Below are 25,795 nucleotides of genomic sequence, written 5' to 3'. Positions count from 1 at the left end.
CTTTACTGCTTTGCTCAGGAGCGTTTTTTATTAGAAGTGAGGTTAAGTGTACTTGTTGGTACACTTTTGCTAAAATATACGCTTTGATCCATTTTGGATATTTTTTCTCCCATGAAGTTTGATTTACGTTTTAATTACACGACCGTGGCTTTACTGACACTGTTGTTGGTGATCTTGTTTTTGACAAATGTTGATTCACATTTCTTAATGACGTGGAAAGTTCATCTGATCGAAGACGCACAAGCCTTGGTGTTATTGGCATGTGTAGCATTCACATGGTTCTATATGAAGCCGAAACACTTAACAGAATCAAAAAAACTATTTTGGCTTTGGGCGATTGCATGGTGGTTTATGTTTTTTGGCCGTAGTATTAGCTGGGGACGTGATTATTTTCCTGATATTCCACATTTTTATTTTCGAATCATTTCGATTTTCGTGATTGCACCTGTTGTGTTCATGCCTTTTCTTTCAAAGTTGCGTGAAGAAATTAAATATAAACTCAATTCTGTTCCATTCCCATTCTGGTACTTGTTGATTGCGTGTGTCTCTTTATTTTTTGCTGATAGCGTTGAGCACCATCGATTTATTGATACATGGTTGTTGAGTAATACCATTCAGCCTGATGTGGTAGAGGAGCTGTATGAGGTACCCTTTATTTTGGCATTATTCTGTGCAGCCTTTTATTTTATGCAGTGGGACAAAATAATCGTCAATGAAACATCAATGATTCATGTAGAACAGATCGAAGTAAAGTGATTGTTCTGGTGCGGCATTGGTGAGCGGTAGTAGTTAAAATCGGGGTGTTGGATCGCCATAAACTTGATATTGAGAATCTGAGTGACGCGGTCGCTTGGATTCGATGCCAAATATAATAAAAACATTAGTGCGAATTTCTAATTTTTCTGGGGCGAATATGTGCAGTATCACCAATTTTATAATATTAAATGCGATACCAATACAAAATAAATCGGTGATCTTTTGTTCAAAAAAAAAGTAGATTGCGCTTTATCTGGCAGTTAATCACTTAGTGTTTTTAACTTGTTAATTCTAATGATTTTTTTATTGTAAAAAAATGCTATTTTCAGATCTCTAAACTCCCAGTTAGCTTGTGCTTTATGCTATAATTTTTCGCTGTATTTTTTTATTTTTAGCTCAAGTTTTTGGGCTAAATTTTGCAAGATTGAAGACATAAAAACAGGTAGATCCATCTACTTGTAAACAAGGAGTATGCATGAGCGTATCGGAAATCAGACCGATTGCCATTGAGGACGAACTCAAGCATTCATATCTAGATTACGCGATGAGCGTAATTGTATCTCGTGCATTACCAGATGTAAGAGACGGTCTTAAACCTGTTCATCGTCGTGTGTTGTTTGCAATGCATGAATTGGGCAATGATTATAACAAATCATACAAAAAGTCTGCTCGTGTTGTCGGGGACGTGATCGGTAAATATCACCCCCACGGTGACAGTGCTGTATACGAAACAATTGTTCGTATGGCACAGGACTTTAGCTTGCGTTACATGTTGGTTGATGGTCAAGGTAACTTCGGTTCAGTTGATGGGGATAGCGCGGCAGCAATGCGTTATACCGAAGTTCGTATGCAGAAGTTGACCCATGAAATTTTGGCTGATTTAGAAAAAGATACGGTCGATTGGGAAGACAACTACGACGGCTCTGAGCGTATTCCTCAAGTCATGCCAACGCGTATTCCAAATCTTCTGATCAATGGAACCACGGGTATTGCGGTGGGTATGGCGACCAATATGGCGCCACACAACATGACCGAAGTGGTCAATGCTTGTTTAGCCTATGCAAATAATCCAAATATCTCTGTAGAAGGATTGATGGAGCATATTACTGGTCCAGATTTCCCTACAGGCGGTATTATTTACGGTAAAGCAGGCATCGTTGATGCTTATCGTACGGGTAAAGGTCGTTTACATATTCGTGGTAAATATCACTTCGAAGAAGATCAAAAATCAGGTCGAACGACGATTGTCTTTACTGAAATTCCTTATCAAGTCAATAAAGCAAGAACGATTGAACGAATTGCTGAGTTGGTTAAAGAGAAGAAATTAGAAGGTATTTCTGAGCTTCGTGACGAGTCTGATAAAGATGGTATGCGTATCGCGATTGATTTGAAGCGCGGTGAAAATGCAGAAATTGTTGTAAATAATTTATTTCTGCATACCCAGCTTCAAAACTCGTTCAGCATCAATATGGTTTGTCTAGATAATGGTCAACCAAAATTGATGAACCTAAAACAGATTATTGCGGCGTTTATTCGTCACCGTCAAGAAGTGGTGACTCGTCGTACCATGTTCGAATTGCGTAAAGCACGTGAGCGCGGGCATATCTTAGAAGGTTTAGCGGTTGCATTAGCAAATATCGATAAGATTATCGAAACCATTAAAACTTCTGCAAACCCAGCCGAAGCGCGCGAGCGTTTACAAACAGGTGAGTGGGCAGGTGGTGGTGTCATTGCTTTATTGGAAAAAGCTGGCGCAATTTCTGTTCGTCCAGATGAGATTGAGGGTGAAGATCCTGCTCGTCCATTTGGTTTGTCTGGTGAGATTTATCGTTTATCACCAACACAAGTTTCTGCAATTTTAGAGTTACGCCTACATCGCTTAACGGGTTTAGAGCAAGACAAGCTACATGCAGAATATACCGAAATCTTAGGGCAAATTGCTGAATTAACAGCAATTCTCAATGACTTTAACTTGTTGATGAATTTGATTCGTGAAGAGCTTGCTTTAATCATACAGCAATATGGTGATGCACGCCGCACAGAGATTATTGAGTCTGGTGTTGATTTCTGCCGTGAAGATTTGATTCCAGAAGAACAAGTTGTTCTTACTGTTTCTCAAACAGGCTATGCGAAAACTCAACCACTTTCTGATTATCAAGCACAGCGTCGTGGTGGTCGTGGTAAGTCTGCGACGTCAATGAAAGATGATGACATCATTCAACATTTAATTGTTGCTTCAAACCATGCCACGGTATTGTGTTTCACCAACGTTGGTAAAGTTTATCGCTTAAGAGTGTTTGAAGTACCTCAGGCTTCGCGTGGTGCCAAAGGTCGTCCAATTGTTAACTTGCTGCCACTTGATGCGAATGAAACAGTAACTGCAATTTTGCCACTCAAAGATTTCCCTGAAAATCATTATGTCTTTATGGCAACAGCATCGGGTACGGTAAAACGTGTCGAGCTAGTACAGTTTAGCAATGTCCGTTCAAATGGTTTACGTGCAATTGAACTCAATGAAGAAGATACCTTAATCGGTGTTGCAATCACTGATGGCAAGCAGCAAATCATGTTGTTCTCGAACGAAGGTAAAGCAATTCGTTTTGCTGAAACCGATGTTCGTGCGATGGGTCGTACTGCGAAAGGTGTCCGTGGTATGCGCGTCAGCTTTGCGAGTAGTGTGCTGGAAGTCGAAGAGACAGACATCATTGAAAATGATGAATCAGATGATGGCGATGATGTAGCTGAATTAAACGTCATCAGCCGTATTGTGTCGCTTGTGGTTGTTCCAGAAACAGGTGAAGTGCTCTGTGCGTGTGCCAATGGTTATGGTAAGCGTACCCCTGTGGGTGATTTCCCAACCAAGAAACGTGGTGGTAAGGGTGTAATCGCGATCAAAACTTCTGATCGTAATGGCGAGCTAGTAGGTGCTGTTTCGATTGATGAGAGCAAAGAGCTGATGTTGATTTCTGATGGTGGTACTTTAGTTCGTACCCGTGCATCAGAGGTTGCTACTACAGGTCGAAATGCACAAGGTGTTCGTTTAATTCGCTTAAGCGAAGCTGAAACATTGGTTGGTGTTGTTTCGATTGAAGCTGTTGAAGTGGAAGATGATGACGTGCTAGAGGTTACAGAAGAAGCTGTAAATACTTCTCCTGATACCACGACTTCTGACGAAATTTCATCTGAATCTAAAGATGATGCGATTGAAGAATAATTAATCTCTTAACAGAAAAACCCAAAGTTATCTTTGGGTTTTTTTATGGGTGTTACTTTAAAAAGAAAGGAAGCTACTGAGCTTCCTTATTGATGGGTTTCATAATGACTAAGCGATAGTAGGAAAGCGTCAATAGGACTGCACCTACAGTAGCCAAATAAATTAACTTTGGCGCGACAATTGCTGTTGGTACACCCATTTGATTAAGTTGTACAAACATTTGTACCCCATGAGTAGATGGTAGTATCCATGCGAGTGCTTGCATCCATTCAGGCATAGCAGCATGTGGCCAAGCTGCACCTGTTAGTAAAAACAGGGGAATGGACGTCACTACGACTAAATGCCCGACACGTTCAGGCATATCCACAAGCGAACCAAGTAACAGACCAAGACCAATGACACAGCTCACATAGATCGGTACAGCGAGGATCATTCCCCAGAAGTTTCCACCATGCGGGTATTCATAAAGCCAAAAGGTAAAACCATATAAATAGAGACTTCCTAAGCCGCTAATCGTAAAGATGGTCGCAAAAATGGCCCAGAATTCGGTAGGTTGCGCTGACCAGCCTTGTTCACGATAACTGGCGATGAGCATTGCTAAGCCGAGCAAAATGGTTTGATGAATAATTAGACTGGCAACTGCAGGAAAGATATAGCTGCCATAACCCGATAAGGTGTTAAACAGCGGGATTTCGTGAATCGGCATTTCGATTTCAAACTGTGAAGCATCACCAAATTTCTCCATATAATCTTTCAGTGCATATTCGATAGAGGTGGCAAGACCTGTACCTGCTTCTTTGGTTTGCAGAAAATACGCAGTACTGAGATAGAGTCCGATACCACCCATTTCGCCACGCATGAGACTTTGACTTAGATTTTCAGGTAGTAATAGAATGGCTTCAGCCTTTTGATTTTTGACCATTTGCTCCGCTTCAAGAAAATCACTCGTGACCGCTTGAATATGGATATGTGGGCTGTTTGCAGTTTGACTAATAATTTTAGAGGTTAAAACACTTTGTTCTTCATCGACAATGACGATCGGAATATGTTCCGCAACCTGTGCTTTGTAGGCGGTTGGGTAGAAAAAGCTGTACATGATGATCGAGACAATCAGTGTGGTAAACACTGAATTGTTTTTCACAATATTTTTAAAAGTCTGCTTGTAATAGAAGAAAAATGACTTCATGAGTGAGTCTCCTGAACATTTTTCTTTAATAAGCGAAGACTTAACGCAGTAAATAGCACCGCAAAAACAAGTAAAATTACGAATGGTGCAATTGAAACCACGATATCACTTCCGATAACCCATTGTTCAGTTTGTAACTTGGCATATGGGGTAAATGGAATAATCATTGACCAGAACTGAGTAAATATCGGTGCATTATTTAAAGGAAGCGTCACGCCAGCAAAACTCATCGATGACCCCCCGTACAATGCAATAAAGCCAAAGGTTTTGGGCAGGTCTTTTGTGGCTAAAATAACGCTGCTGCTAATCATGGCATAGGCAAAGTAAAACACAAATTGAGCGATCAACAGAAAGCTGAGTGAACCTGCAATAAAATAGCCTTTGATCTGTGTTAGCCAGAACATCCAGCACCATGTCCAAAAACAGAAAATGAAGACATAGAGTAGAATCTTGGCAAAGAATCGAGACACGATATGCGTTGAACCAATCCAGTCCGCAAAGGTATGTCGTTTAAATTCCTGCCCGATGGCAAATGCAATGCAACAACACAATAATAAATGCAGTACCGCAGGCACGATAAAGGGTTCTAAAAATAGCTCATAGCTCATGCTCGGGTTATACAGCATTGAAACTTTGACATGCGGTGTTGGAAACTCAGCATAGGGAATCTTGTTAGCTAAATAGCTATTACCTAAGTAATCACCAATTGCATTTAAGGTACTGCTTTGCATCGCAGAGGCAATAGTATTGCCAATACTAAAAAAAGATTGGTTATAGGCGATGCTGATTTGAGCGTTTTTTGCTTGTACCAGTCGTTGTTCAGCGCCTTCTGGAATAAAAACAAAACCCCAAACTTGAGTATTATTAATCATCCGTTCAACTTCATCTTGGCTGGCGCTGATGGTCTTCACTTTCAGACTGGGATTAATACTCAGGTTATGGATGATTTTTTGGCTTAACTGGCTTTGGTCTTGATCAATAATGGCGATTGGTAAATGTTCAGCTTTACCGGCGGAAAGCATGCTGACAAAAAAGACAATCACCAGTAGCGGCATAATAATAGCCATAAAAGCATCTACTTTATGGCGTTTTAAATAACGCAGCTCCCGAAGCATGACAGCAAACATCGGTTACTTTGCCTCTTTGATTTTAAATAGTACGCTCATTCCGACTTTGAGATCAGAAATGGATTGTTCTGGTACTAAATGAAATTTAAAGCTACGGATATCATAACCGCCTGTTTGACGTGTAGTTTTAATGGTGGCAAAGTCGCCTTCAACATCAATATTTTTCACTTTAAAAGTGACGTTCTGATCGAGGGCAGGAATAAAGCCTTCAAGTGTTTTGCTTTTATAAACACTGTTATACATGTCTTCACGAACATTTAAACTCACCCACAATTCATGATCTTCAATGATGCTAACCACGGGTACACCCATTGCGACCAATTCTGTTGGTTTGCCATAGGTTTTGGAAACAGTACCGTCAATTGGCGAGTAGAGTTTGGTTTCTTCGGTCAGTGCATTGGCTTCTTTCACTGCTGCTTGTGCCATGGCAACTTGTGCATCGGCTGTTGATTTTTGTTGCTCAGTACTGCCTCGTTTTGCACGAGCATACTGTTGATAAGAGGCTTCCGCAGTTTCACGAGCCGAAATTTGAGTTGCTAACATTTCATCCCGACGTTGACGAGAAATAACGCCTTGCTGGAATAGCGTTTCTCCACGTTTATAAGTGGTTGCCGCTAAATCTGCTTGCGTTTTCATCGCTTGCCAATTGGCATATAGGGTTTCGATATTTTCCTGTTGGGCACCGCGATAGACAGTGGAATGAAAGGCTGTCGCACTTTGCAATGCTGCTTGCGCTTGCTCTCTCTTGGCTTCTAATTCAGGGCTAACAAAACGAATTAATGGTTGTCCTTTTTTTATGATTTGTCCTTCAGACACATAAAACTCTTCAATACGACTCGGCACTTTAGTGCTGATATGCACGGTTTCTGCTTCTACACGACCTTGTAATTCAATGGTTTTAGGTTGATAAGCTTTCCACAGACCAAACGCGATGATACCTAGAATTAAGATCAAGATAATTAAGCCAATGATTTTGGCTTTAGATTTTTGAGGCGGCTCAGTCGGCGAGTTTGGTGGATTAGATGTAACTGCATTATCAGCAGAGTCTACTTGTTCTGTCGTAGAGCTTGGTTCATTTACGCTTTTTGGTGTTTCGGCTTCGGTCGCTTTTTCCACGTCATTCGTATCGCGTTCTGAATTGGATGGGGATTGATTCTGGCTCATAAGATTCTCCAATTAACGGATATAGTCAGTACGTGGTTGGTTCACATAAAGCTTGAATTCATCAATTGAACCGTAGCTTTGTAATAAAGTCGCTAAAGATAAAATGTATTTATAAGCGTTCACTGCCATTTCACTTCTTAACCCGCTTAATGCGTTTTGAGCATCAATGACTTGGGTTGCTGTGCCCATGCCTTCTTTAAAAGAGAGCTGTTGAATACGAAGGTTCTCTTGTGCGGCCTTGGTGTTCTGAGTGAGTAATTGATGGCTGGTCTGGGACGCATTTAATTCGCTATAAGATTTATATAAAACATTTTCAATTTCTTGCTTGGTTCGTTCGGTCATGAGTTCGGCTGCATAACGCTTTAACTCTGCGGCATGCACATTTTTATTTTTATCTACTCCTGAAAACAAATTGTATTTTGCCATAACACCGACGATCCAGTTTTCTTTGTCATCTAGACCATATTCACCAAAAGCAAAAAGGCTGGGTCTTTTGGCTGCTTGTTGGATTCTTACATTTTCATTGGCGAGTTGAGTATCCATCTGCAACTTTTTGACCAAGCTCGAATTTTGGTCATAGCTGGCAAGCAATTTATCCAGAGAATGGTTTTCTGCGGTATTTACAAAGAGGGGGGTGCTGAGATTTAAGCCTTCTTTAGTCTGTAATAAATTTTGAAGACTAAACTGACTGGCACGCAAATTCGACTGTGCATTTTGATAAGTACGTTCAGCATTATTGCGTGCCACTTCAAATTGCATGCGTTGTCCTTTATTAATAAAGCCTTGCTGCTCCAATTTCAGGGCATTGTTATAGTGTTCTTGCATGGCATTCAAATTAAACAGACTCGCGTTGAGCAGTTGCTGTTGTAATTGCACATTGAAATAAGATTGAATCATTTCAAAACGCTGTGAATCTTGTTGTTGTTTCACACTTATATTTGAGCGCTGTGCCTGAATATTGGCAATTTGTTTGGCACTATTGATTTTCCCACCTGTGTAAAGTGGCATGACCATCGAGACGGAGGTGCGGACATCATGATCTTTAATGGTGACATCTAGATTATTTGGAACTTTATTGAGACCATCATTTACGGTTTGATCGAAACCTTGACTGACTTGATCAATCGCCTCGGGCGAAAGTACATTTTCCCACTGTGATAATTTGTCATCAAATCCACGTGTCAGGGAGTTTTCGAGTCTACGTTTACTTGACTCTAAAGGTACGCTGGTTTCGCTATGAAAAGAGTAAGCACGCGCATTTAAATCAATGCGTGGAAGACCTAAATGTTTGACCGCTTCCATTTCAAGTTGTGAGGCTTGTTGCAAAGCTTGTTGTGCTTGTGAAGCATAAGCATTTTCGACAACATATTGTTCGGCTTGGTTATAACTCAACGTCTGGGCAAATAGCGAAGTCGAGAATAGAGCACAGCTAATCAAGTGAATACTCAAGCTCAGTTGTTTAGGCAGCCGTTTGACCTTAAAACTTGGTCGATCATGTCGTTTCAACATTATGGTATGTCGCAATTTAATATTATCCTGAGTTAGTCTAAATTGTTTTTATAAAATTTAAATATTAAGTTTTTAATTAAATAGTTATATCGCTCCGATTGGTGTATTCAATTTGTAAAAAATAGAGTTTTTAGTCTAGTAAAAACAAGATAAATCTCGTTTTTGAAGCTTATAAATATGTATCCAAATGATGATTAAAATAAATTTAAAAGGATAAACATGATTGAAAAATTAATAAGATTTAGATGATTAGATTGAAATATTTACTCGATAAGCTACTGCAAGCTGCGTCAATCTGTGCTTAAATTCCTATCTCAATTTGTTCCACTTTGACAAAGGAAAATTCATGCGTGCTTATAATTTCTGCGCTGGTCCTGCTGCATTACCCACTGCCGTTTTAGAAAAAGCTCAACAAGAGATGTTGGATTGGCAAGGTAAAGGTTTGTCGATCATGGAAATGAGTCATCGTAGCAATGACTATGTTGCTGTAGCAGAAAAAGCTGAAGCTGATTTGCGAAAGCTCATGAACATTCCAGAGAACTATAAAGTTTTGTTCTTACAAGGTGGTGCATCCTTACAATTTTCAGCGATTCCACTGAACTTGTTAGGAAACAATAATAAGGCTGACTATATTCATACTGGGATTTGGTCTGAAAAAGCATTAAAAGAAGCGAAGCGTTATGGCGACATCAATGTTGTTGAGGCTGGTACTTTAATTGATGGTAAACATGCAATTACTGAGCAAAGTACTTGGAATCTTTCTCAAGATGCTGCCTATGTGCATTATGCAGATAACGAAACCATTGGTGGTTTACAATTTGCAGGTATTCCTGAAGTAAATGCACCTTTAGTTTGTGATTATTCATCAAGTATTTTGTCTGCACCATTAGATGTAAGCAAATTCGGTTTAATTTATGCAGGCGCACAAAAGAATATCGGGCCAGCAGGTTTAACGATTGTGATTGTTCGTGATGATTTACTTGATCAAGCAAAAGCGGATATTCCAAGTATTTTAAAGTATGCAGACCAAGCTAAAAATGGCTCAATGGTCAATACACCAGCAACCTATGCATGGTATTTGTCGGGTCTCGTCTTCGAGTGGTTACTTGAGCAGGGCGGTGTCGACGCAATGTATAAAGTTAACCAAGAGAAAGCTAATTTACTCTATGGTTATATTGATTCTAGTGATTTTTATAACAACCCAATTGCACTGCCAAATCGTTCAATGATGAATGTGCCATTTACACTGGCGGATGAAGCACTGGAAAAGACCTTCTTAAATGAAGCAGAGCAAAGTCATTTGCTTAACTTGGCCGGTCATCGTTCAGTAGGTGGCATGCGCGCCAGTATTTATAATGCTGTTCCGTTAGAAGGCGTTCAAGCATTGGTGAACTTTATGGATGAGTTTGCCAAACGTCATGGTTAATCTATAGCAACCAGACAAATAAAAAGCCCTCAAATCAAAATGAGGGCTTTTATTTATAAATAGGGTAATGGTTAAAAAATTAGAACAAGCCAATTTGATGAAAAATAAGTGCTGCTAAAAACATACCAAGTAAAAAAAAGCAATAAGCACCAACATCAAGTTTAAGACCTTGATCACTCGAATGAATAAGACTGGTGGTCGTTTGTTCCGGTATAATTTTCATTAGAACGCCTAAAAATGCCCTTTATGTGATTTTTTGTCACTTTAAAGCAGTTTTAGCATAAATATTGGCCTGAATCCATAGATTGCCACGAATATATTGGCCAATGTTAAAGTTTTTATACAAAACATTTTTAGTTGCAATACGAATGACGATTGCAGGGAGATCATCTTCTAAAACTAAAGTCACGTCATACAGGGTATATTCATCTTGCATAAACTGCATTGTGGTTTTACCCACGATATTTCCTTGGAACCAAGCTTCATCTTCTTGGCCTAATGTTTCCCCGAATAAATAGGCCACCATTTTAGAAAAGTCGACAGTTACAGGTTCTTGATCTTCTGGGGTTTTTGGTTGCCAGTCATTAATAAGTTCTTGTAAGTTTTCTGGTGCAATTCCATTATGTTCGGTCAAAATCGCATTTAATGCACGATGATGTTTAATTGAAGCAGGGTCATCAACAATGATTTTCTCACCATCAGCAACGATTTCTAATTCATAAGCCCAAGCATTAAATTGGACTTGATAAGTTTGGTTCTTATCATATTTGCAGTGATTTACACTGAATAAATTATCAAAGGCATAAATAACGGTATTTGTATTTAAACTTAAACGTAATACTGCTTGAGTTGCAGAATCACAACGAGTAATTCGCTCGATTTTTGCATCATATTTATATGGGCTTTCAAAACTTGGAAAAGCCGTTTTTAAAGCACGTGGTTTTTGATCTTCAACTGCAATAATTTGATTGATTGAAACGGCTTCACCACTTGGTCCTTGAATGAGCCAAAAGGATTGATCCATCTCTTGTTCATCTTCGCAGAGACCCATTGGCATCACAGGTGCATCCAGTGCCAGCCCTAACCACTTGGGAACATCGGTTTCAGGTTTGTCGGTCAACAAGTTCCAGTGTTCAACATGGTTACCGAAATTTTGATCTTGAATTGTAATCGTTTCTGGACTGTTTTGATTTTTCATAAAGCGCGATGCAAAAAGATTGAACTTATTCTATTAAATCGAGGGTAACTGTCATATTTCAAGTCTGGATATGTAATTCTATAAATTTAATTTACTTTCTTGATGTAAAGTGCAAATGACAGGTTCGATATTTTAAATATCAATTAGGGGCTATTGATCTGGTTTAAGTTTATTTCCGCTAGCTCTATCGCTATGCCAATCTGCTACACTATATTTTTATTTATATGAGCTTTCGCTAACGTGCTGCCATTTAAATTATGGGTAGATGCAGATGCTTTACCTAAAATTTTACGTGAAGTTATTTTGCGTGCATCGGACCGCTATCAATTAGAGGTGACCTTTGTTGCGAACCAAAATGTAGGAATTACGCCCTCCATGCGTATTAATTCGATTCAAGTGATGAGTGGGGCGGATCAAGCTGATCAAGAAATTGTAGATCGAATGCGGGAAAATGACATTGTCATTACACAAGACATTCCGCTTGCAGCACAAGTCATTGAAAAAGGAGGGATTGCAATCCATCCTCGTGGCGAAGTTTATACCACGGCCAACGTCAAAGCGCGGCTACATTTACGTGATTTCATGGACACTTTACGTGGTGCTGGAGTTCAGACGGGCGGACCACCACCGATTTCGGAAAGAGATAAGCGAGAATTTTCTAGCGCATTAGACCAAACGATTTTCAAACAAAAACGTAAAACAACTTCTTGAGCAGAATATGCCCTCACGTATTAATTTAATGCTTACTTACGCTTTGCTGATCTTTATTTGGGCATCAACGCCTTTAGCAATTGTTTGGAGTGTTTCTGATTTACATCCAATGTGGGCATTACTATTACGTTTTTTAATCGCGTTACCGTTAGCAATATCGGTTTTAGTATTTTTAAAAGTTAAATTTCCAACCGATAAAATTGCGCTATTGAGTTATATCGCTGGTGCTTTGAGTCTGATTGGCTCACAAATTTTTACCTATGCCTCAACAGCTTATTTAAGCTCTGGTTTGATTGCATTGATGTTTGGTTTAGCCCCGATTATGGCGGGCTTAATTGGACGATTTGCTTTTCAACAGAAACTTGCTGCGTGGCAATGGTTGGGAATGGCAATCTCAATTGTTGGACTGGCCATGATTTGTCTTAGCGGCAATCAAAAACATGTGCAGCCGATCGGTATTGTCTTGATGTTATTGAGCGTGTTTTCTTATTCATTGTCAATTTTCTGGGTAAAGAAGATCAATGCAGATCTACAACCGATGGCGCAAGCCACTGGTTCGATTCTCATTTCGACTTTATGTGCATTGTTGCTGTTACCTTGGATTTGGCAGTACGCACCGACACAAATTCCTTCGGCAAAATCATTATTGGCACTGGCTTACACTGTAGTTGTGGCATCGTTAATTGCGATGTTTTGTTATTTTAAATTGGTTCAAAACTTAAAGGCGACAACATTGTCATTGACCACAGTGATGACACCGATGTTAGCAATCTTGATCGGTGCATATTTTAATAATGAACAATTGTCGGTACAGGTATTTGCCGGTGCAACGATTATTTTATTTGGATTATTCCTTTATTTCTTTAAAGATCTACAAGCCTATCACCGTTTAAAAATATAAATTTTATCTTTGCTTCGTTTTAGCGTTCATTGACTTCCAGTTTTTGCGCTTGTTTTACACTGGCTGTGAGTTTGGCTCGATCTTGTGGGTTCAGCGTAATAAAGTAAGCGCCGATACGAAATTTACCTTGTTCTTCTGCCGCACTGTAGGCAACCTGAGCCGTTGCAGCGATATGGAAGAAGTTTTCAGGGTGGCTTAAAGTGATATGAATATACGTCCCTTCATTGATATCTTGGGTGCTAAAGAAGCTCAAGCCGTTCTCTGAAAAGTTCACTTGTTCTGGTACTGGGAGCTGTGATTGCACGATATTATCGTAAAAAGACCCTGTAATCAGATTTAATTTCTGATTAAAAAGGGATAAGATGCGAGCAATTTGTTGATCTTTTTCATTTAATTGTTCTAATTCGTAGCGAAGTGCGTGATCAAATTGATCTAATTCAGCAAGTAGTAGAAAATAGCGTGGCAGTACAAAATGAGAATCATAAGGGTCATTCAGGGCGACATCATCTGGAATGATTTGATAGTTGATTCTCAACACGGCATCAATACGAGACATCACGCGACGTTCTGCGTTGTCGTCAATAAGATGATGTTGTGAATTTTCCATAATAAATCACCTCGGACTAAATGGTATGTTTAAGCCAATTTCGCTGTATATAGGGTTGAGATACACTCGCGCTCGGCGAAGTAATCATTTTATTTCTTTTATTGCCTTGGTTTCCATGATTGGTTTAACCCTAGGCGTGGCTGTCCTCATTACAGTATTGTCTGTGATGAATGGTTTTGATCGCGAATTAAAAACGCGTGTTCTTGGAATGGTACCACAAGCCACTGTTTCTTCTACTCAAATTTTAACAGATTGGCCTGAGCTTGTAAAAAAAGTTGAGACTCATCCACAGGTTACAGGCGTCGCACCATTTACCCAATTACAGGGAATGTTGACTGCTCATGGGCAGGTCGCAGGCATTATGGTGACGGGGATTGAACCTGAATATGAGAAAAAGGTTTCAATCATCCAAGATCATATGGTCACTGGGGATTTAAACGCTTTACAAAAGGGTGAGTTCGGTATTGTTCTAGGTAAGGACATGACTGATGCGCTTGGTCTAGGTTTAAATGACAATGTAACCTTGGTTCTACCTGAAGCAACGCCATCTCCTGCGGGGGTTGTACCTCGTTTTAAACGATTTAAGATTGTGGGTATTTTTAGTATTGGGGCAGAAGTTGATTCAATGGTCGGTTATATCGCATTGAATGATGCTTCAACTTTATTGCGTCTGCCAGATGGGGCACAGGGCGTTCGCTTAAAGTTAGATAATATTTTTGCAGCACCAAAAGTGGCCGACGAAATTGTGAGTGATTTACCAAGCAATTTTTATGCATCGAACTGGACCTATACCCATGGCAATTTATTTAATGCTATTCAAATGGAAAAAACACTGGTTGGCTTACTGTTATTTCTGATTATTGTGGTGGCTGCATTTAACATTGTGTCATCGTTAGTGATGGTGGTTACCGATAAGAAATCAGATATTGCGATTTTGCGAACATTAGGTGCTTCACCTTCCATGATCACCAAAATTTTTATGGTGCAAGGGACGGTGATTGGTGTGATTGGAACGATTGCAGGTACGATTTTAGGTGTGACTTTAGCATTGACCATTAGTGACATCATTTCTTGGTTGAATACAGTTCTCGGTCTGAACTTATTCGATGCTTATTTTGTACATTACCTTCCTTCTTATCTCAGATGGCAAGATGTGGCTGTGATTGTCTCTGTTTCATTGGTCTTGAGTTTCTTGGCAACGATTTACCCTGCATTACGTGCAGCTAAAGTTCAACCTGCTGAGGCGTTACGTTATGAGTAAGATTGTCTTAGAAGCCAACGATATTTATAAGCATTTTGATGATGGTAAAAGTAAAGTCGAAGTGATTAAAGGTTTGTCGTTACAAGTGAAGGCGGGTGAGTTCGTCTCGATTGTGGGTTCAAGTGGTTCAGGTAAAAGTACGCTGCTGCATGTGTTAGGTGGTTTGGAACAACCAACACAAGGTCAAGTGTTTTTACAAGGTCAGCGTTTTGATAACTTGGGCGAAGCAGAGCGTGGTTTTAAACGAAATCAGTATTTAGGTTTTGTTTATCAGTTCCATCATTTGTTACCTGAGTTCTCTGCTTTAGAGAATGTGGCAATGCCGTTAATGTTGCGTTCAGACGTTCAGTATAAATCAGCCAAAGCTCAGGCCGAGTATTTACTTGATCGAGTGGGCTTATCTCATCGTATGGACCATCAACCGGGTGAGTTATCGGGGGGTGAACGCCAACGTGTGGCATTGGCACGCTCACTCGTCACTAAACCTGCTGTGGTGCTGGCAGATGAGCCTACTGGTAATTTAGATCGAAAAACCGCCTTGAGTGTTTTTGAGTTACTGACTGACTTAAAAAAAGAACTGAATATGGCAATGTTGATCGTCACCCATGATGAGCAATTGGCACAATCTGCGGATTCTATTTTGCATATGCAAGATGGGTTGTGGATCAACGAAAAATAGGTTTTTTATACACCATTGCTTTTTGTGCTATCATTATACAAAAGTGTAAGCATTGAAAGCAGTGGGGTGTAAATGATGGCAAACTTAACCATAAGAAATGTTCCTGATTCAGTACATCGTGCGTTAAAAATGAGAGCAGCCCAGCATGGACGTAGTGCAGAGGCTGAAATTCGTTCTATTTTAGAAAATGCAGTTAAATCAACCCAAGCTATAGGCTTGGGCGATCAATTGGCTTTGCTCGCACAATCGCAAGGATTGAGCAATGCTGATGTGGAATCATTAGAACAAACACGGAATGTGATGCCAGCCCAACCGTTGGAGTTCTTATGATTGTTTTAGATACCAATATTATTTCTGAAATGATGAAACCTGAACCTAATCCAACGGTTCGAACATGGTTAAATGAACAGGTCATCGAAACTTTATATCTTTCTAGTGTTACCATAGCAGAGTTGCAGTTTGGGATAGGCGTGCTTGCGGAAGGACGGAGAAAACAGGCATTGACCAGTCTGCTTGCTCAAATTGTTCCTTTATTTGAGCAGCGTATCTTGGCATTTGATTTTACGGCTGCGGAACATTATGCAAAATTAGCAGTTGAGGCGAGATTGGCTGGGAAAGGGTTTCCAACGCCTGATGGTTATATCGCTGCGATTGCGTCTAGTCGAGGTTTTATGATTGCAACAAGAGATATTGCACCATTTAAAGCAGTTGGTTTAGCCGTCATTAATCCATTTGAATGATTTAAAATTATTTTATGAAATCTCTTGTTAAGGCCCTGAAAAAGGGCTTTAATTTTGCCTCTAGAAAAATCAAAAACTTAATTAAAAACTGATGTTAAAAATTATTTTATTGGGGTGGATTGCTGGTATTGCATTCATGGGGAAAACATTCCCTTTTATTACTGTGACATGGTGGATTTGGTGTCTCGTTGCGTTCAGTTTTTTGAGCTTAGTTTTTTATAAAAAACCTCTCTATTTTCATCGTCCACTGTACAAGGCTTTGGTTTTAATCAGTGCGACATGGGCATTATTTTGTACAGGTGGCTATTTTGCTGATTCCGCTTTGGAGCAGCGACTTAAGTTTCGGGAACTTGAAAAACAGTCATTTGAGGCGATTGTTTATATTAAAAAGATTGATGAACTGAGTGATGATGGGCAGAAACAAATCGCTGAAGTGCTCAATCGGTATCCTCAGCCTGTTGATTGGTTCTTTTACTTAAAGAAATATAAAGACTCACCCAACGCTGAGTCTGAGCTGAAACTTGGACACTATTATCGCGTATATGGCGAAATTCGACCTGCCCATAGTTATGCCGTTGCAGGGGCATTTGATCAAGAAAAATGGTTCTTACAACAAAATGTGATGTCTGCATTTTCAGTCAAGCAGATTCAGCCGATTACAACGGATGAAGTTTATCGTTTAGGCTACCCACAACATTTGAAGCAACAACAAGGTATTCAAGCTCGCTTTTTACTCCGTGTGGAAATGAAACGTCTAGCATTTCGGCAGATGTTACAAGCTTCGAACTTACAGCACAAAGGTTTGCTCTTGGCTTTATTGACTGGTGATGAAAGTCTTTTGTCGAATGCATTAAAACAACAGTTTCAACAACTTGGAATTTCCCATTTATTGGCGATTTCTGGGCCGCATGTTTTGATTTTTGCTTTGATGTTGACTTGGTTGTTACGGAAAATAGTGCAACGTTATTATCCACACTTATATCTCAAACAGCCTCGGCAATTGTTGTTGCTGTTGCCCTTTGTGTCGAGTGTTCTGCTGTATGTGGCCTTTGTTGGTTTTGAAATACCAGCCATGAGAACACTATTAACGGTGATGATTGCCAGTATCTTTCTTATATTCAGGCAATCGATTCAACCCTTTGCGATATTGGTTTATAGCGCCAGTTTATTATTGATTTATGATCCATTTAGTATTCTTTCTGCTGCATTTTGGCTGTCTTATGGCGCTTGCTTTATTCTGCTGAGGATTTATCAAAGCATCGTGCAATTACCCAAAGACCAAGTAGCGACCACGACGCAGAAAATGCGTATGGCAGGCAAGGTCTTAATTGAATCACAATGGAAAATCTTTGTCGCTTTACTGCCTTTGGTGTTAATTTTCTTTCAGCAAGTATCATGGCTTGCACCTCTGACGAATTTGATCGCTATTCCATTATTGAGTGGCATCATTGTGCCTTTAGATATTATCGCCGCTTGTCTTTGGCTGCTGATCCCAATATTGGGTGGACTGTTATTTCAGCTCAATGATCTGTTTTTATCGCTTTTGATGTCGATATTGAATGCTTTACAACATATTTCCCCAGATTTATATGGTGTCAGTTATACCCCTTGGGCAATCGTAAGTTTGATCTTCGGTATTTTCATTTTGTTTTTACCAAGAGGCACGATTCCTAAAGTATGGGCATTGTTATGTTTCTTACCGATATTACTTGGCGTAAAAGCACAACCGATTGTGTTGAATATATTGGATGTCGGGCAGGGACAAGCGGTTTTATTACAGCATCCGCAACATACTTTAATGATTGATACAGGTGGTTCGTTTGATGAAACTAAATTCAGTTTAGGCGAGCGGGTTGTGATTCCATTTTTACGTCAGCAGGGCATACGTCACCTTGATCAAGTGATTTTGTCGCATCTCGATCAGGATCATAGTGGTGCATTTGGCTCGATTCAAAAAGCATTTCCCATCGGGCAGGTTCAGTCAAATGAACGCGGGGATAAACTCCTTTTTAATGACAATTTCTCCTTATGTCATCAAGGTCAAATTTGGTCGTATCCGAATCTGAAGATTGAGATTTTATCGCCCCATGCTGAGGAATTGGTTTATGCCAAGCATCAAAAAAATGAATATTCCTGTGTGATCTACCTGCAGTTTCTTCATGCGCAGCCGTTTCAAAATTTTCTGATTATGGGGGATGCTGGCTGGGAAACCGAATATAAACTGTTGCAACAATATCCCGATTTAAAGGTGGATGTTTTAGTCCTAGGTCATCATGGTAGCAAGCATAGTTCAGCTTATGATTTTTTAGCGCACATTCAACCAAAATTGGCGATTGCTTCAGCAGGGTTAAACAATCGCTATGGTCATCCGAGTCAAGAAGTATTAAAGCGTTTACATGCCTTAAATATTCCATTGCTTAATACTGCGCAAGCAGGAACGCTCAGCTTTGTTTTTGATAATGGAATGGTGCAACTGAAACAACAGCGCCAGCAAGTAAAATGGTTAGAGCGGAAATAGATCGATTAAATATTTATAATATAAGTAGAATAATATGAGTTAAGCATAAAATGATTTAATATTGAGTTTTTGTTTTTTTATTAATAAAAGTAAATGGTAGGGGATATGAAAATACGTTGTCGTAGTTGTGGTCATTCAGAACCAGTGAATAAAGAGTTACTTCTTACAGTGATCGGTGGTGCAATGGCGGGTGCAGGTTTTTTTGCGTGGACATCGTTTCTGTTTGCAGGTACTGGTTTTGCTATGCCACTTTGTATTGCAATTGTGGTCGGAGGTCCTGCATTAGTGATTAAGTATGGTGATCAAATTGTTGATTTTTTAGTTAATAAGGGGTATGCCTGTAAAAAATGTAATGATACAAACTGGATGTCAATTAGTGAAGAAGCCGATTTGGAGTTAAATCGTTATAAGATAGATGAAAAAAGCTTAAAAAATACACTCAATAGATCTCTTGCGAAAGTTAATTTAAGAGCATCCAATTCACCATTCCAGCAATTAAATTCATTCTTAGACCAAATCGTTTCCGTCTATTTCTATAGCGTTCTGTTAATATCCGAAAATGTTTAAGTTTGCCGTTGATATGTTCAATGGCTGTCCTACGCCGACTGATTTCTTGGTTGATCTGTTTTGCTATTTTGGGTAATGATAAATTCTTAGGTTTCTTGATTGGAATGAGTAACTTACTCTTAATCTGATGAAATCCTTTATAGGCTAAATCTGCCATAATACAAGGATAAATGATCATCTCCTTAAAATACTTACGCGCAATCGTCAGATCATGTTTTCTGCCACTTTCGACCTGTATACTTACAATTTGCTTTAGTCTTGGGTTAAAAATGACCTGTGTTTTTAGCGTATGTTTCTTCTTTTTACCACTATAGAATTTTCTTTGTTTTTTTGGGATGCTCAATCTGTGACTCAGTGACATCAACGATCACATAATCCCCCTCACTAAACTTTTGATTCCTTTTAGGCAATGCGAAAATCCGTGATTGAATCAGAGCATTTTCAACTTTATGAATAGTACGATTCACATTGCTTTCAGCTAGGTTATAGTCAGCGGATAACTCAATTTGAGTTCTATAACAGCGTAAGTAATTTAAAGTTAACAACAATTGATCCTCTAAACACAACGAATGAGGTCTTCCAGATTTTTTCTTGGCAAGTTCAGCGTGTTGTAACACCGATACCATTTTTAAGAATAATGGACGAGGAACTCCAACGAGTCGTTTAAATTCCCCATCATTAAATCGAGTTAAATTTTCATATTTCATGGGGCTAGTATAAACAATTTTTTACTTTCGCAAGAGATCTAATAAAAAAGAACAAGAAATAAAGCAATTTCTGCAACAACAAAAGCAATTATTTTCAATTGAAGAAGTGGAGCAATACTTTAATGAACTGGAAGTAAAAGATAATACAATTGAAAATTTGTTAAAGGATAAAGCAGAATGGGAGGCTTTAAAACAATCCTATACTCAAACTCAAGATAAAGTAAGTCAAAACTTGAAAAAACGCTTTAATGCTTGTTATCCGTCTTTAATTTTTAGTAAAAGGTCTTTAAAAAGTATTTCTCGATTAAATGAAGATGTGTTATTAAAATTAGAGCAAAAGCTAGGGCAGTTGCAACATCGCTCAGATCAATTAGCATATCGGGATAAAATTCAAGGTATGGATATTATTGAAATGGACTTTAATCAATCTGGTCGATTTTATATTGAAAAAGAAGGTACATCATTTCATATTGTTTGTGTTGGAGATAAAAATACTCAAGTAGAAGATTTGAAATTCATTAAAAATCATTACTAAATTCCAGATTATAAAATGAGAACAAAAGGTTCTCATTTTATAATAATAGCCTAAGTAAAATTCTGCCTCCGAACTGCTACTATTTTTTGAAGTGCTTCACTTTCATCAATATCGTATATTTTTTTCAAGGCTTTATTGGCACTAAAACGCTTATAGCTCCAATGATAATGCGCAGGGTGACGTTTAATTAATTGTTCTAAAGTTTGATGAATAATGAGTGTGCCATCTTCGGCATGACCCGCATAAATCTGAGGGTTGATGGGTTCAATATACATATCAAAACCATCTTGATCATTACGCACAGCATAAATGAAGAGGGCTTTCGCTTTGGTCTTCTGAATAAGTTTGGCGCTGAGACTACTTGATGCTAAGGGAATACCAAAATAATTGACCATTTCACCGCCATGATCAGGGGTATGATCAGGCAAAATTGCGGTTGTTCCGCCTTGCTTTAAGGCTTTAAAGACCTGTCGAACACCACTTTCATCGGTAGGTACGAGCTTGGCTTGTTCACGGCTTCGTGCATCTCGTACAAAACGGTCAGCATCAGGGTTTTTGACGGGTTTATATAAAATCGTCATCTGAGTGTATTTTGATAACCAAGAATTCATCACTTCCCATGTGCCAAAGTGGGGGATGACTAAAACCAGTCCCTTTTTTTCTGCTAAAGCTTCATGAAAATAATGTTCACCGTGTATGTTATGAATACGCTGAATATTTTTAGCATTAGATGCTCCCCAAATACTGATAAATTCAAAGTAAGAGGTGATCTCATTCCGAATGGCTTGCTTGGTGAGCTGCTGTCTTTCTGAATCTGGTAGGTCAGGAAACGCGATTTTTAAGTTCAGTTGTATGATTTTTGAGATCTTAGAGAGTTGGAAAGTATTGACCAACATCGCCACCAAGCGTGCAAAAAAACGCCCTAATTGAATCGGTTGGCGACTAATCAGCTTGAGCAAATGATAACGAGAATGGGATGAATTGGGTTGGGTCATGTATCACAGATTCAAAGATTACAAGATAAAAGTATAAGGTAAAAAATAATTATAAGTTAAAACAAGTTAATTAAACAGTTTTGTGTAAATCAGCGTATATAATAAAGTCACTTTAAAATTATTGGATTGGAGTCTTATGTCCGATTGGCCACCAAAACCACAAAACGAATCTACAAATAGTAATTCTCCAAATAGTAACAATGTGACAGGCAAAGAATGGCAGATTTTAGAAAAAGCTGTTTTGGCCTCTGTCGAAGAACAACGCCGTAGTCGCCGTTGGAGTATTTTCTTTAAATGTTTAGGTTTCGCTTATTTGTTAATTGTCTTGATTGCAATGAGTAAGAGTTGTACCACCTCAACAACAAAATCAACCACCAATATCAGTAGTGATCATTTGGCTGTTGTCGATATCATCGGTACGATTGACTCCTCTAGTGGTTCATCTACAGTAAACAGTGATGATACCAATAAGGCGCTTAAGCGTGCATTTGAGGCGAGTGGTAGTAAAGCTGTTGCTTTAAATATTAACTCTCCAGGTGGTTCTCCAGTACAGTCAGATGAAATTTGGCAAGAAATTCGCTATCTGAAAAAGCAACATCCTGATAAAAAAGTCTATGCGGTGATTGGTGATATGGGTGCTTCAGGTGCTTATTATATTGCTTCTGCAGCGGACGAAATTATTGTCAACCCATCAAGCTTAGTTGGTTCGATTGGTGTGATTATGCCGAATTACGGTTTAAGTGGTTTGACCCAAAAACTGGGGATCGAAGACCGCACCATGACCTCGGGTAGCAACAAAGATATTCTCAGTATGACCAAACCTCTTGATCCTGCACAAAAGCAACATGTGCAATCTGTGTTGGATAATGTGCATGGACACTTTATTAATGCAGTAAAAGAAGGGCGTGGTAAGCGTTTGAAATCGAATGATCCGGCTATTTTCTCGGGTTTATTCTGGACGGGTGAACAAGCAATTACTCTGGGTGTTGCAGATCGTAGTGGTAGTTTAACCACACTGATGCGTGATCTTAAGGTAGAGCAAAAAGTTGATTATACGGTACAGCGTAATCCTTTTGAATCTATTTTAGGGCGTATGGGCGCAAAGATCGGTGAGGGAATCAGTAGCTCACTTGCGGATCAGTTGCATACCAGTCAAAACGCAAAAATACAATAACAATCTACAGAAAATCTTTAAATTCAGGGCTGTAAGGGTTTATAGTCCTGAGTTTTTTTAAAAATTACTCCTCAGTTCTTCTTCTTGTATTGCGACACGGTTTGAGAGGAAGATAATTTATCGATTAATAAACTTAAAAGACTGTCATGAAACCTATTATTCATTTTGCCCATGCCAATGGTGTTCCATCTAAAGTTTATCAAAAGCTGTTTGATCAATTGAAAGATCAATATGACATTATCTATGTCGCTGAAATTGGAACAGACAAGCGTTATCCAATCACGCATGGTTGGACACATTTGGTTGATCAAGTGATTGATAGCATTGTACAACAAGCTCAAGGGCGGAAAGTGATTGGTTTAGGACACTCTTTGGGTTCAGTCCTGACTTTGATGGCGGCTTACCGTCGTTCAGAGTTATTCTCACAAGTGATTATGCTGGATCCACCATTGATCATTGGTAAAGCTTCATTTGTTTTTCATCTTGCTAAAATCTTTAAACCTAAATTGGTGGATCGGATTACACCTGCGGGTTTGTCGGTACGTCGTCGTGATCATTGGGAGTCGCGTGAGCAAGCGGCTGAATTATTAGGTTCAAGAGGTTTTTATCAACACTTTAATGCTGATTGTTTTCAAGCCTATATTGATCATGCATTAAGCAATGATCCTCAGCGAGGCGGGGTGACTTTAACGATTCCAAAAGCGGATGAAGTGGCCTTGTTTAGAACCACACCATCGATGTGGTGGTTGCCTATGCCAAAACCGCCTGTTCCTGTGCACTTGGTGGTTGGAAGTGATAGCGTTTTCTTAAAAGAGAAATTCCCGCAAGTGGCTCAAAAGAAATTAGGCATTCCTTTTTCTGTGGTTGATGGCGGGCATATGTTTCCACTGGAGCACCCATTGGAAACGGTAGAAAAGATTAAAAGTCTGATTTAATTGTGAGTTTAAGCTGAATCGAGCAAAGATAAAAAACACATCCGAAGATGTGTTTTTTAGTTTCAAAACTGAGCAAATTGAATTGGCTTTTTTAAAGGCTTTTGATTGAAATAAGCCTGACCGTTTTCCCAAGAGAGCTGACCATTACATATCCATTGCACAACTTGAGGATAGATGAAATGCTCAAGTTCATGTACACGTTGCGCTAAGCTTTCTGCTGTATCATTTAAACCGACTTGAATGATGGATTGAGCAATGCTCTGTCCAGCATCAAGTTCCGCTGTTACAAAGTGAACTGTACACCCATGTAAGCGATCACCTGTATTTAACACACGTTGATGTGTGTTAATTCCTTTATAAAAAGGAAGCAGAGAAGGGTGGATATTTAACATCTTGCCTTGCCATTTGCTGACAAAATTAGGCGTTAAAATACGCATAAAGCCTGCAAGAATGACCAAATCCACCTGCCATGCAAGCAGTTGTTGATGCATGGCTTCATCAAAGCCTTCTCGATTTGGAAAGTCTTTGTGAGAAATGACAGCAGTTGCGATGTTGGCATCTTTTGCACGATGTAGTGCATAAGCATCCGCTTTGTTGGACAGAACACCAATGATTTTTCCTGAAAATTGATGCCCAGTTTGGGCATCAATCAGGGCTTGTAAGTTGCTACCGTTACCGGAGACAAGTACCGCAATTCTCATTATGCAAAGATCACGCGAATTTTTTCGTCTGCGCCTTCAACTGATTCAGCATTTTCTTGGATATGACCAATTTTCCAAGCTTTTTCGCCTTGAGCATTTAAGATTTCAATTGTTTTTTCTGCTTCGCTCGCATCAACTGCAATGACCATACCTACGCCACAGTTAAAGGTACGATACATTTCAAAGCGTTCTACATTGCCTTCACGTTGTAGCAATTGGAATAACTCAGACCATTCCCAGCTTGATTCATTAATCACGGCTTGAGCGCCATTTGGTAGTACGCGAGGTAAGTTACCTGGTAAACCACCGCCTGTAATATGCGCCATTGCATGAACGTCAACTTGTTTGCAAAGTTCGAGTACTGGTTTAACGTAAATACGTGTAGGTTCCATCGCAACATCTGCAAGTGGACGACCATCAACGATTTGGGTTAAATCAACGTTCTTCACGTCTAAGATTTTACGCAATAATGAGTAGCCGTTTGAGTGAGCGCCGCTTGATGCAACACCGATTAGTACATCACCAGCTTTGACTTTAGTGCCATCAATAATTTTGCTGTGCTCAACTACACCCACTGCAAAACCAGCGAGATCGTAATCTTCGCCTTCATACATACCTGGCATTTCAGCAGTTTCACCGCCAACCAGCGCACAACCAGCCAGTTCACAACCCTTACCAATACCCGTCACTACATCTGCTGCAACGTCGACATTCAAATGACCTGTTGCATAGTAATCAAGGAAGAATAATGGTTCAGCGCCACACACTAGTAGATCATTGACACACATTGCGACAAGATCTTGACCAATTGTATCGTGGCGATTGAGGTTGAGTGCTAAACGTAATTTTGTACCTACACCGTCAGTTCCTGAAACCAATACAGGTTCTTCATAACCTTTTGGAATTTTGCAAAGTGCGCCAAAACCACCTAGACCACCCATGACTTCAGGGCGAGTGGTGCGTTTAGCGACAGATTTGATACGATCGACCAATGCGTCGCCCGCTTCAATATCGACGCCTGCATCTTTGTAGCTTAAGCTTGTGTTTAAGGTAGAGGTTGAGTTGCTCATAATGAAGTCTCCGCATTGGCGGCAGATTATAACCTGAATATACGAAACTCTTATGTTATTTATGCTCGAAAATGCTATCTTTATTAAAAATTTTTTCCATTTATAACGATTACA

The 25,795-nt window shown here is 39.4% G+C and carries 25 protein-coding genes; 14 read left to right on the top strand and 11 right to left on the bottom strand.

Features of this window, described 5'->3' with window-relative positions; translation table 11 throughout:
- The first annotated feature begins 111 nt into the window (after positions 1–111).
- Positions 112–756, top strand: a complete 645-nt coding sequence (locus F991_RS03395) for a G protein-coupled receptor family protein (RefSeq protein ID WP_004668957.1) — start codon at positions 112–114, stop codon at positions 754–756.
- A gap of 475 nt (positions 757–1,231) precedes the next feature.
- Positions 1,232–3,970, top strand: a complete 2,739-nt coding sequence (gyrA, locus tag F991_RS03390) for a DNA gyrase subunit A (protein WP_004668956.1) — start codon at positions 1,232–1,234, stop codon at positions 3,968–3,970.
- 73 nt (positions 3,971–4,043) lie between these two features.
- Here the strand turns inward: gyrA and F991_RS03385 are convergent, their stop codons facing one another.
- Genes F991_RS03385 through F991_RS03370 form a run of 4 tightly spaced genes read right to left on the bottom strand, consistent with a single transcriptional unit; the run spans position 4,044 to position 8,956 of the window.
- Positions 4,044–5,156 carry an ABC transporter permease gene (locus F991_RS03385; RefSeq protein WP_004668955.1) on the bottom strand — a complete coding sequence of 371 codons (1,113 nt, stop codon included), beginning with the start codon at positions 5,154–5,156 and terminating at the stop codon, positions 4,044–4,046.
- On the bottom strand, positions 5,153–6,283 hold the full coding sequence (locus F991_RS03380; protein ID WP_004668954.1) for an ABC transporter permease: 1,131 nt from the start codon (positions 6,281–6,283) through the stop codon (positions 5,153–5,155). The genes F991_RS03385 and F991_RS03380 overlap by 4 nt, the downstream gene beginning before the upstream one ends.
- Positions 6,284–6,286: 3 nt before the next feature.
- Entirely contained in the window at positions 6,287–7,447 is a 1,161-nt protein-coding gene (locus F991_RS03375) for an HlyD family secretion protein (protein WP_004668953.1), read from the bottom strand.
- A gap of 12 nt (positions 7,448–7,459) precedes the next feature.
- Positions 7,460–8,956 carry a TolC family protein gene (locus F991_RS03370; RefSeq protein WP_034595382.1) on the bottom strand — a complete coding sequence of 499 codons (1,497 nt, stop codon included), beginning with the start codon at positions 8,954–8,956 and terminating at the stop codon, positions 7,460–7,462.
- Between the two features lie 346 nt (positions 8,957–9,302).
- Here F991_RS03370 and serC point away from each other — a divergent pair, with 346 nt between their 5' ends.
- Complete coding sequence (gene serC, locus F991_RS03365) at positions 9,303–10,382, top strand: 3-phosphoserine/phosphohydroxythreonine transaminase (RefSeq protein WP_004668951.1); 1,080 nt, start codon at positions 9,303–9,305, stop codon at positions 10,380–10,382.
- A 79-nt stretch (positions 10,383–10,461) separates the two neighbouring features.
- Here the strand turns inward: serC and F991_RS17620 are convergent, their stop codons facing one another.
- Together F991_RS17620 and F991_RS03360 are read right to left on the bottom strand one after the other, a co-directional pair.
- Positions 10,462–10,605 (bottom strand): hypothetical protein, encoded by a 144-nt coding sequence (locus F991_RS17620; RefSeq protein ID WP_004668950.1) that lies wholly within the window; start codon positions 10,603–10,605, stop codon positions 10,462–10,464.
- A 36-nt stretch (positions 10,606–10,641) separates the two neighbouring features.
- Positions 10,642–11,580, bottom strand: coding sequence for a hypothetical protein (locus F991_RS03360; RefSeq protein ID WP_004668949.1), 939 nt, complete (start codon positions 11,578–11,580; stop codon positions 10,642–10,644).
- Between the two features lie 240 nt (positions 11,581–11,820).
- Between F991_RS03360 and F991_RS03355 the strand changes: the two genes are divergently transcribed.
- Together F991_RS03355 and F991_RS03350 are read left to right on the top strand one after the other, a co-directional pair.
- Positions 11,821–12,291, top strand: coding sequence for a YaiI/YqxD family protein (locus F991_RS03355; RefSeq protein WP_004668948.1), 471 nt, complete (start codon positions 11,821–11,823; stop codon positions 12,289–12,291).
- Between the two features lie 7 nt (positions 12,292–12,298).
- Positions 12,299–13,192, top strand: a complete 894-nt coding sequence (locus F991_RS03350) for a DMT family transporter (protein WP_004668947.1) — start codon at positions 12,299–12,301, stop codon at positions 13,190–13,192.
- A 19-nt stretch (positions 13,193–13,211) separates the two neighbouring features.
- Here F991_RS03350 and F991_RS03345 read toward each other — a convergent pair whose 3' ends face one another.
- Positions 13,212–13,799 carry a PilZ domain-containing protein gene (locus F991_RS03345; protein ID WP_004668946.1) on the bottom strand — a complete coding sequence of 196 codons (588 nt, stop codon included), beginning with the start codon at positions 13,797–13,799 and terminating at the stop codon, positions 13,212–13,214.
- Positions 13,800–13,824: 25 nt separating this feature from the next.
- On the opposite strand from F991_RS03345, the gene F991_RS03340 reads away from it, so the two are divergent.
- The 6 genes from F991_RS03340 (at position 13,825) to F991_RS17740 (ending at position 19,564) form a co-directional block, all read left to right on the top strand.
- Positions 13,825–15,060, top strand: a complete 1,236-nt coding sequence (locus tag F991_RS03340; RefSeq protein WP_004668945.1) for a lipoprotein-releasing ABC transporter permease subunit — start codon at positions 13,825–13,827, stop codon at positions 15,058–15,060.
- On the top strand, positions 15,053–15,739 hold the full coding sequence (lolD, locus tag F991_RS03335; RefSeq protein WP_004668944.1) for a lipoprotein-releasing ABC transporter ATP-binding protein LolD: 687 nt from the start codon (positions 15,053–15,055) through the stop codon (positions 15,737–15,739). The genes F991_RS03340 and lolD overlap by 8 nt, the downstream gene beginning before the upstream one ends.
- A 72-nt stretch (positions 15,740–15,811) precedes the next feature.
- On the top strand, positions 15,812–16,069 hold the full coding sequence (locus F991_RS03330; RefSeq protein WP_004668943.1) for a FitA-like ribbon-helix-helix domain-containing protein: 258 nt from the start codon (positions 15,812–15,814) through the stop codon (positions 16,067–16,069).
- On the top strand, positions 16,066–16,479 hold the full coding sequence (locus tag F991_RS03325; protein WP_004668942.1) for a type II toxin-antitoxin system VapC family toxin: 414 nt from the start codon (positions 16,066–16,068) through the stop codon (positions 16,477–16,479). The genes F991_RS03330 and F991_RS03325 overlap by 4 nt, the downstream gene beginning before the upstream one ends.
- A gap of 91 nt (positions 16,480–16,570) precedes the next feature.
- Positions 16,571–18,997, top strand: a complete 2,427-nt coding sequence (locus tag F991_RS03320) for a DNA internalization-related competence protein ComEC/Rec2 (RefSeq protein WP_004668941.1) — start codon at positions 16,571–16,573, stop codon at positions 18,995–18,997.
- 105 nt (positions 18,998–19,102) lie between these two features.
- Positions 19,103–19,564 carry a hypothetical protein gene (locus F991_RS17740; protein ID WP_212749345.1) on the top strand — a complete coding sequence of 154 codons (462 nt, stop codon included), beginning with the start codon at positions 19,103–19,105 and terminating at the stop codon, positions 19,562–19,564.
- On the opposite strand, the gene F991_RS17000 is transcribed toward F991_RS17740, so the two are convergent.
- Positions 19,458–20,271, bottom strand: a protein-coding gene (locus F991_RS17000; protein WP_100223924.1) for an IS5 family transposase whose coding sequence is annotated in 2 segments (ribosomal slippage) — positions 19,458–19,883 and positions 19,885–20,271 — 813 coding nt in all. Because the reading frame shifts where the segments join, the coding sequence is not laid out codon by codon here. The genes F991_RS17740 and F991_RS17000 overlap by 107 nt on opposite strands.
- A gap of 106 nt (positions 20,272–20,377) precedes the next feature.
- Between F991_RS17000 and F991_RS03305 the strand changes: the two genes are divergently transcribed.
- Complete coding sequence (locus F991_RS03305; RefSeq protein ID WP_004668939.1) at positions 20,378–20,806, top strand: hypothetical protein; 429 nt, start codon at positions 20,378–20,380, stop codon at positions 20,804–20,806.
- Between the two features lie 50 nt (positions 20,807–20,856).
- Here F991_RS03305 and F991_RS03300 read toward each other — a convergent pair whose 3' ends face one another.
- Positions 20,857–21,801, bottom strand: coding sequence for a lysophospholipid acyltransferase family protein (locus F991_RS03300; protein WP_004668938.1), 945 nt, complete (start codon positions 21,799–21,801; stop codon positions 20,857–20,859).
- A 136-nt stretch (positions 21,802–21,937) separates the two neighbouring features.
- On the opposite strand from F991_RS03300, the gene sppA reads away from it, so the two are divergent.
- Together sppA and F991_RS03290 are read left to right on the top strand one after the other, a co-directional pair.
- Positions 21,938–22,975, top strand: coding sequence for a signal peptide peptidase SppA (gene sppA, locus F991_RS03295; protein ID WP_004668937.1), 1,038 nt, complete (start codon positions 21,938–21,940; stop codon positions 22,973–22,975).
- 146 nt (positions 22,976–23,121) lie between these two features.
- Complete coding sequence (locus F991_RS03290) at positions 23,122–23,910, top strand: alpha/beta fold hydrolase (protein ID WP_004668936.1); 789 nt, start codon at positions 23,122–23,124, stop codon at positions 23,908–23,910.
- A gap of 62 nt (positions 23,911–23,972) precedes the next feature.
- On the opposite strand, the gene purN is transcribed toward F991_RS03290, so the two are convergent.
- Positions 23,973–24,614 carry a phosphoribosylglycinamide formyltransferase gene (gene purN / locus F991_RS03285; RefSeq protein WP_171063406.1) on the bottom strand — a complete coding sequence of 214 codons (642 nt, stop codon included), beginning with the start codon at positions 24,612–24,614 and terminating at the stop codon, positions 23,973–23,975.
- Positions 24,611–25,681, bottom strand: coding sequence for a phosphoribosylformylglycinamidine cyclo-ligase (gene purM / locus F991_RS03280; protein ID WP_004668934.1), 1,071 nt, complete (start codon positions 25,679–25,681; stop codon positions 24,611–24,613). Before purM ends, purN begins: the two co-directional genes overlap by 4 nt.
- Between the last annotated feature and the right edge of the window lie 114 nt (positions 25,682–25,795).

It is taken from the genome of Acinetobacter sp. CIP-A165, from assembly GCF_000367985.1.
Lineage (GTDB): Bacteria > Pseudomonadota > Gammaproteobacteria > Pseudomonadales > Moraxellaceae > Acinetobacter.
The sequence above is the reverse complement of the archived record's forward strand: the minus strand, read 5'-3'. Positions and strand labels throughout refer to the sequence as shown.

Excerpts from the sequence above, each read along its gene's own strand:
- lolD (WP_004668944.1), top strand. The coding sequence starts at position 15,053 with ATGAGTAAGATTGTCTTAGAAGCCAACGATATTTATAAGCATTTTGAT.
- F991_RS03395 (WP_004668957.1), top strand. The coding sequence starts at position 112 with ATGAAGTTTGATTTACGTTTTAATTACACGACCGTGGCTTTACTGACA.
- F991_RS03320 (WP_004668941.1), top strand. The coding sequence starts at position 16,571 with ATGTTAAAAATTATTTTATTGGGGTGGATTGCTGGTATTGCATTCATG.
- F991_RS03300 (WP_004668938.1), bottom strand. The coding sequence starts at position 21,801 with ATGACCCAACCCAATTCATCCCATTCTCGTTATCATTTGCTCAAGCTG.
- F991_RS03330 (WP_004668943.1), top strand. The coding sequence starts at position 15,812 with ATGATGGCAAACTTAACCATAAGAAATGTTCCTGATTCAGTACATCGT.
- purM (WP_004668934.1), bottom strand. The coding sequence starts at position 25,681 with ATGAGCAACTCAACCTCTACCTTAAACACAAGCTTAAGCTACAAAGAT.
- F991_RS03380 (WP_004668954.1), bottom strand. The coding sequence starts at position 6,283 with ATGTTTGCTGTCATGCTTCGGGAGCTGCGTTATTTAAAACGCCATAAA.
- F991_RS03385 (WP_004668955.1), bottom strand. The coding sequence starts at position 5,156 with ATGAAGTCATTTTTCTTCTATTACAAGCAGACTTTTAAAAATATTGTG.
- gyrA (WP_004668956.1), top strand. The coding sequence starts at position 1,232 with ATGAGCGTATCGGAAATCAGACCGATTGCCATTGAGGACGAACTCAAG.
- sppA (WP_004668937.1), top strand. The coding sequence starts at position 21,938 with ATGTCCGATTGGCCACCAAAACCACAAAACGAATCTACAAATAGTAAT.
- F991_RS03360 (WP_004668949.1), bottom strand. The coding sequence starts at position 11,580 with ATGAAAAATCAAAACAGTCCAGAAACGATTACAATTCAAGATCAAAAT.
- F991_RS03375 (WP_004668953.1), bottom strand. The coding sequence starts at position 7,447 with ATGAGCCAGAATCAATCCCCATCCAATTCAGAACGCGATACGAATGAC.
- F991_RS03340 (WP_004668945.1), top strand. The coding sequence starts at position 13,825 with ATGTTTAAGCCAATTTCGCTGTATATAGGGTTGAGATACACTCGCGCT.
- F991_RS17740 (WP_212749345.1), top strand. The coding sequence starts at position 19,103 with ATGAAAATACGTTGTCGTAGTTGTGGTCATTCAGAACCAGTGAATAAA.
- F991_RS03350 (WP_004668947.1), top strand. The coding sequence starts at position 12,299 with ATGCCCTCACGTATTAATTTAATGCTTACTTACGCTTTGCTGATCTTT.
- F991_RS03370 (WP_034595382.1), bottom strand. The coding sequence starts at position 8,956 with ATGTTGAAACGACATGATCGACCAAGTTTTAAGGTCAAACGGCTGCCT.
- F991_RS03325 (WP_004668942.1), top strand. The coding sequence starts at position 16,066 with ATGATTGTTTTAGATACCAATATTATTTCTGAAATGATGAAACCTGAA.
- F991_RS03290 (WP_004668936.1), top strand. The coding sequence starts at position 23,122 with ATGAAACCTATTATTCATTTTGCCCATGCCAATGGTGTTCCATCTAAA.
- F991_RS03345 (WP_004668946.1), bottom strand. The coding sequence starts at position 13,799 with ATGGAAAATTCACAACATCATCTTATTGACGACAACGCAGAACGTCGC.
- F991_RS17620 (WP_004668950.1), bottom strand. The coding sequence starts at position 10,605 with ATGAAAATTATACCGGAACAAACGACCACCAGTCTTATTCATTCGAGT.
- serC (WP_004668951.1), top strand. The coding sequence starts at position 9,303 with ATGCGTGCTTATAATTTCTGCGCTGGTCCTGCTGCATTACCCACTGCC.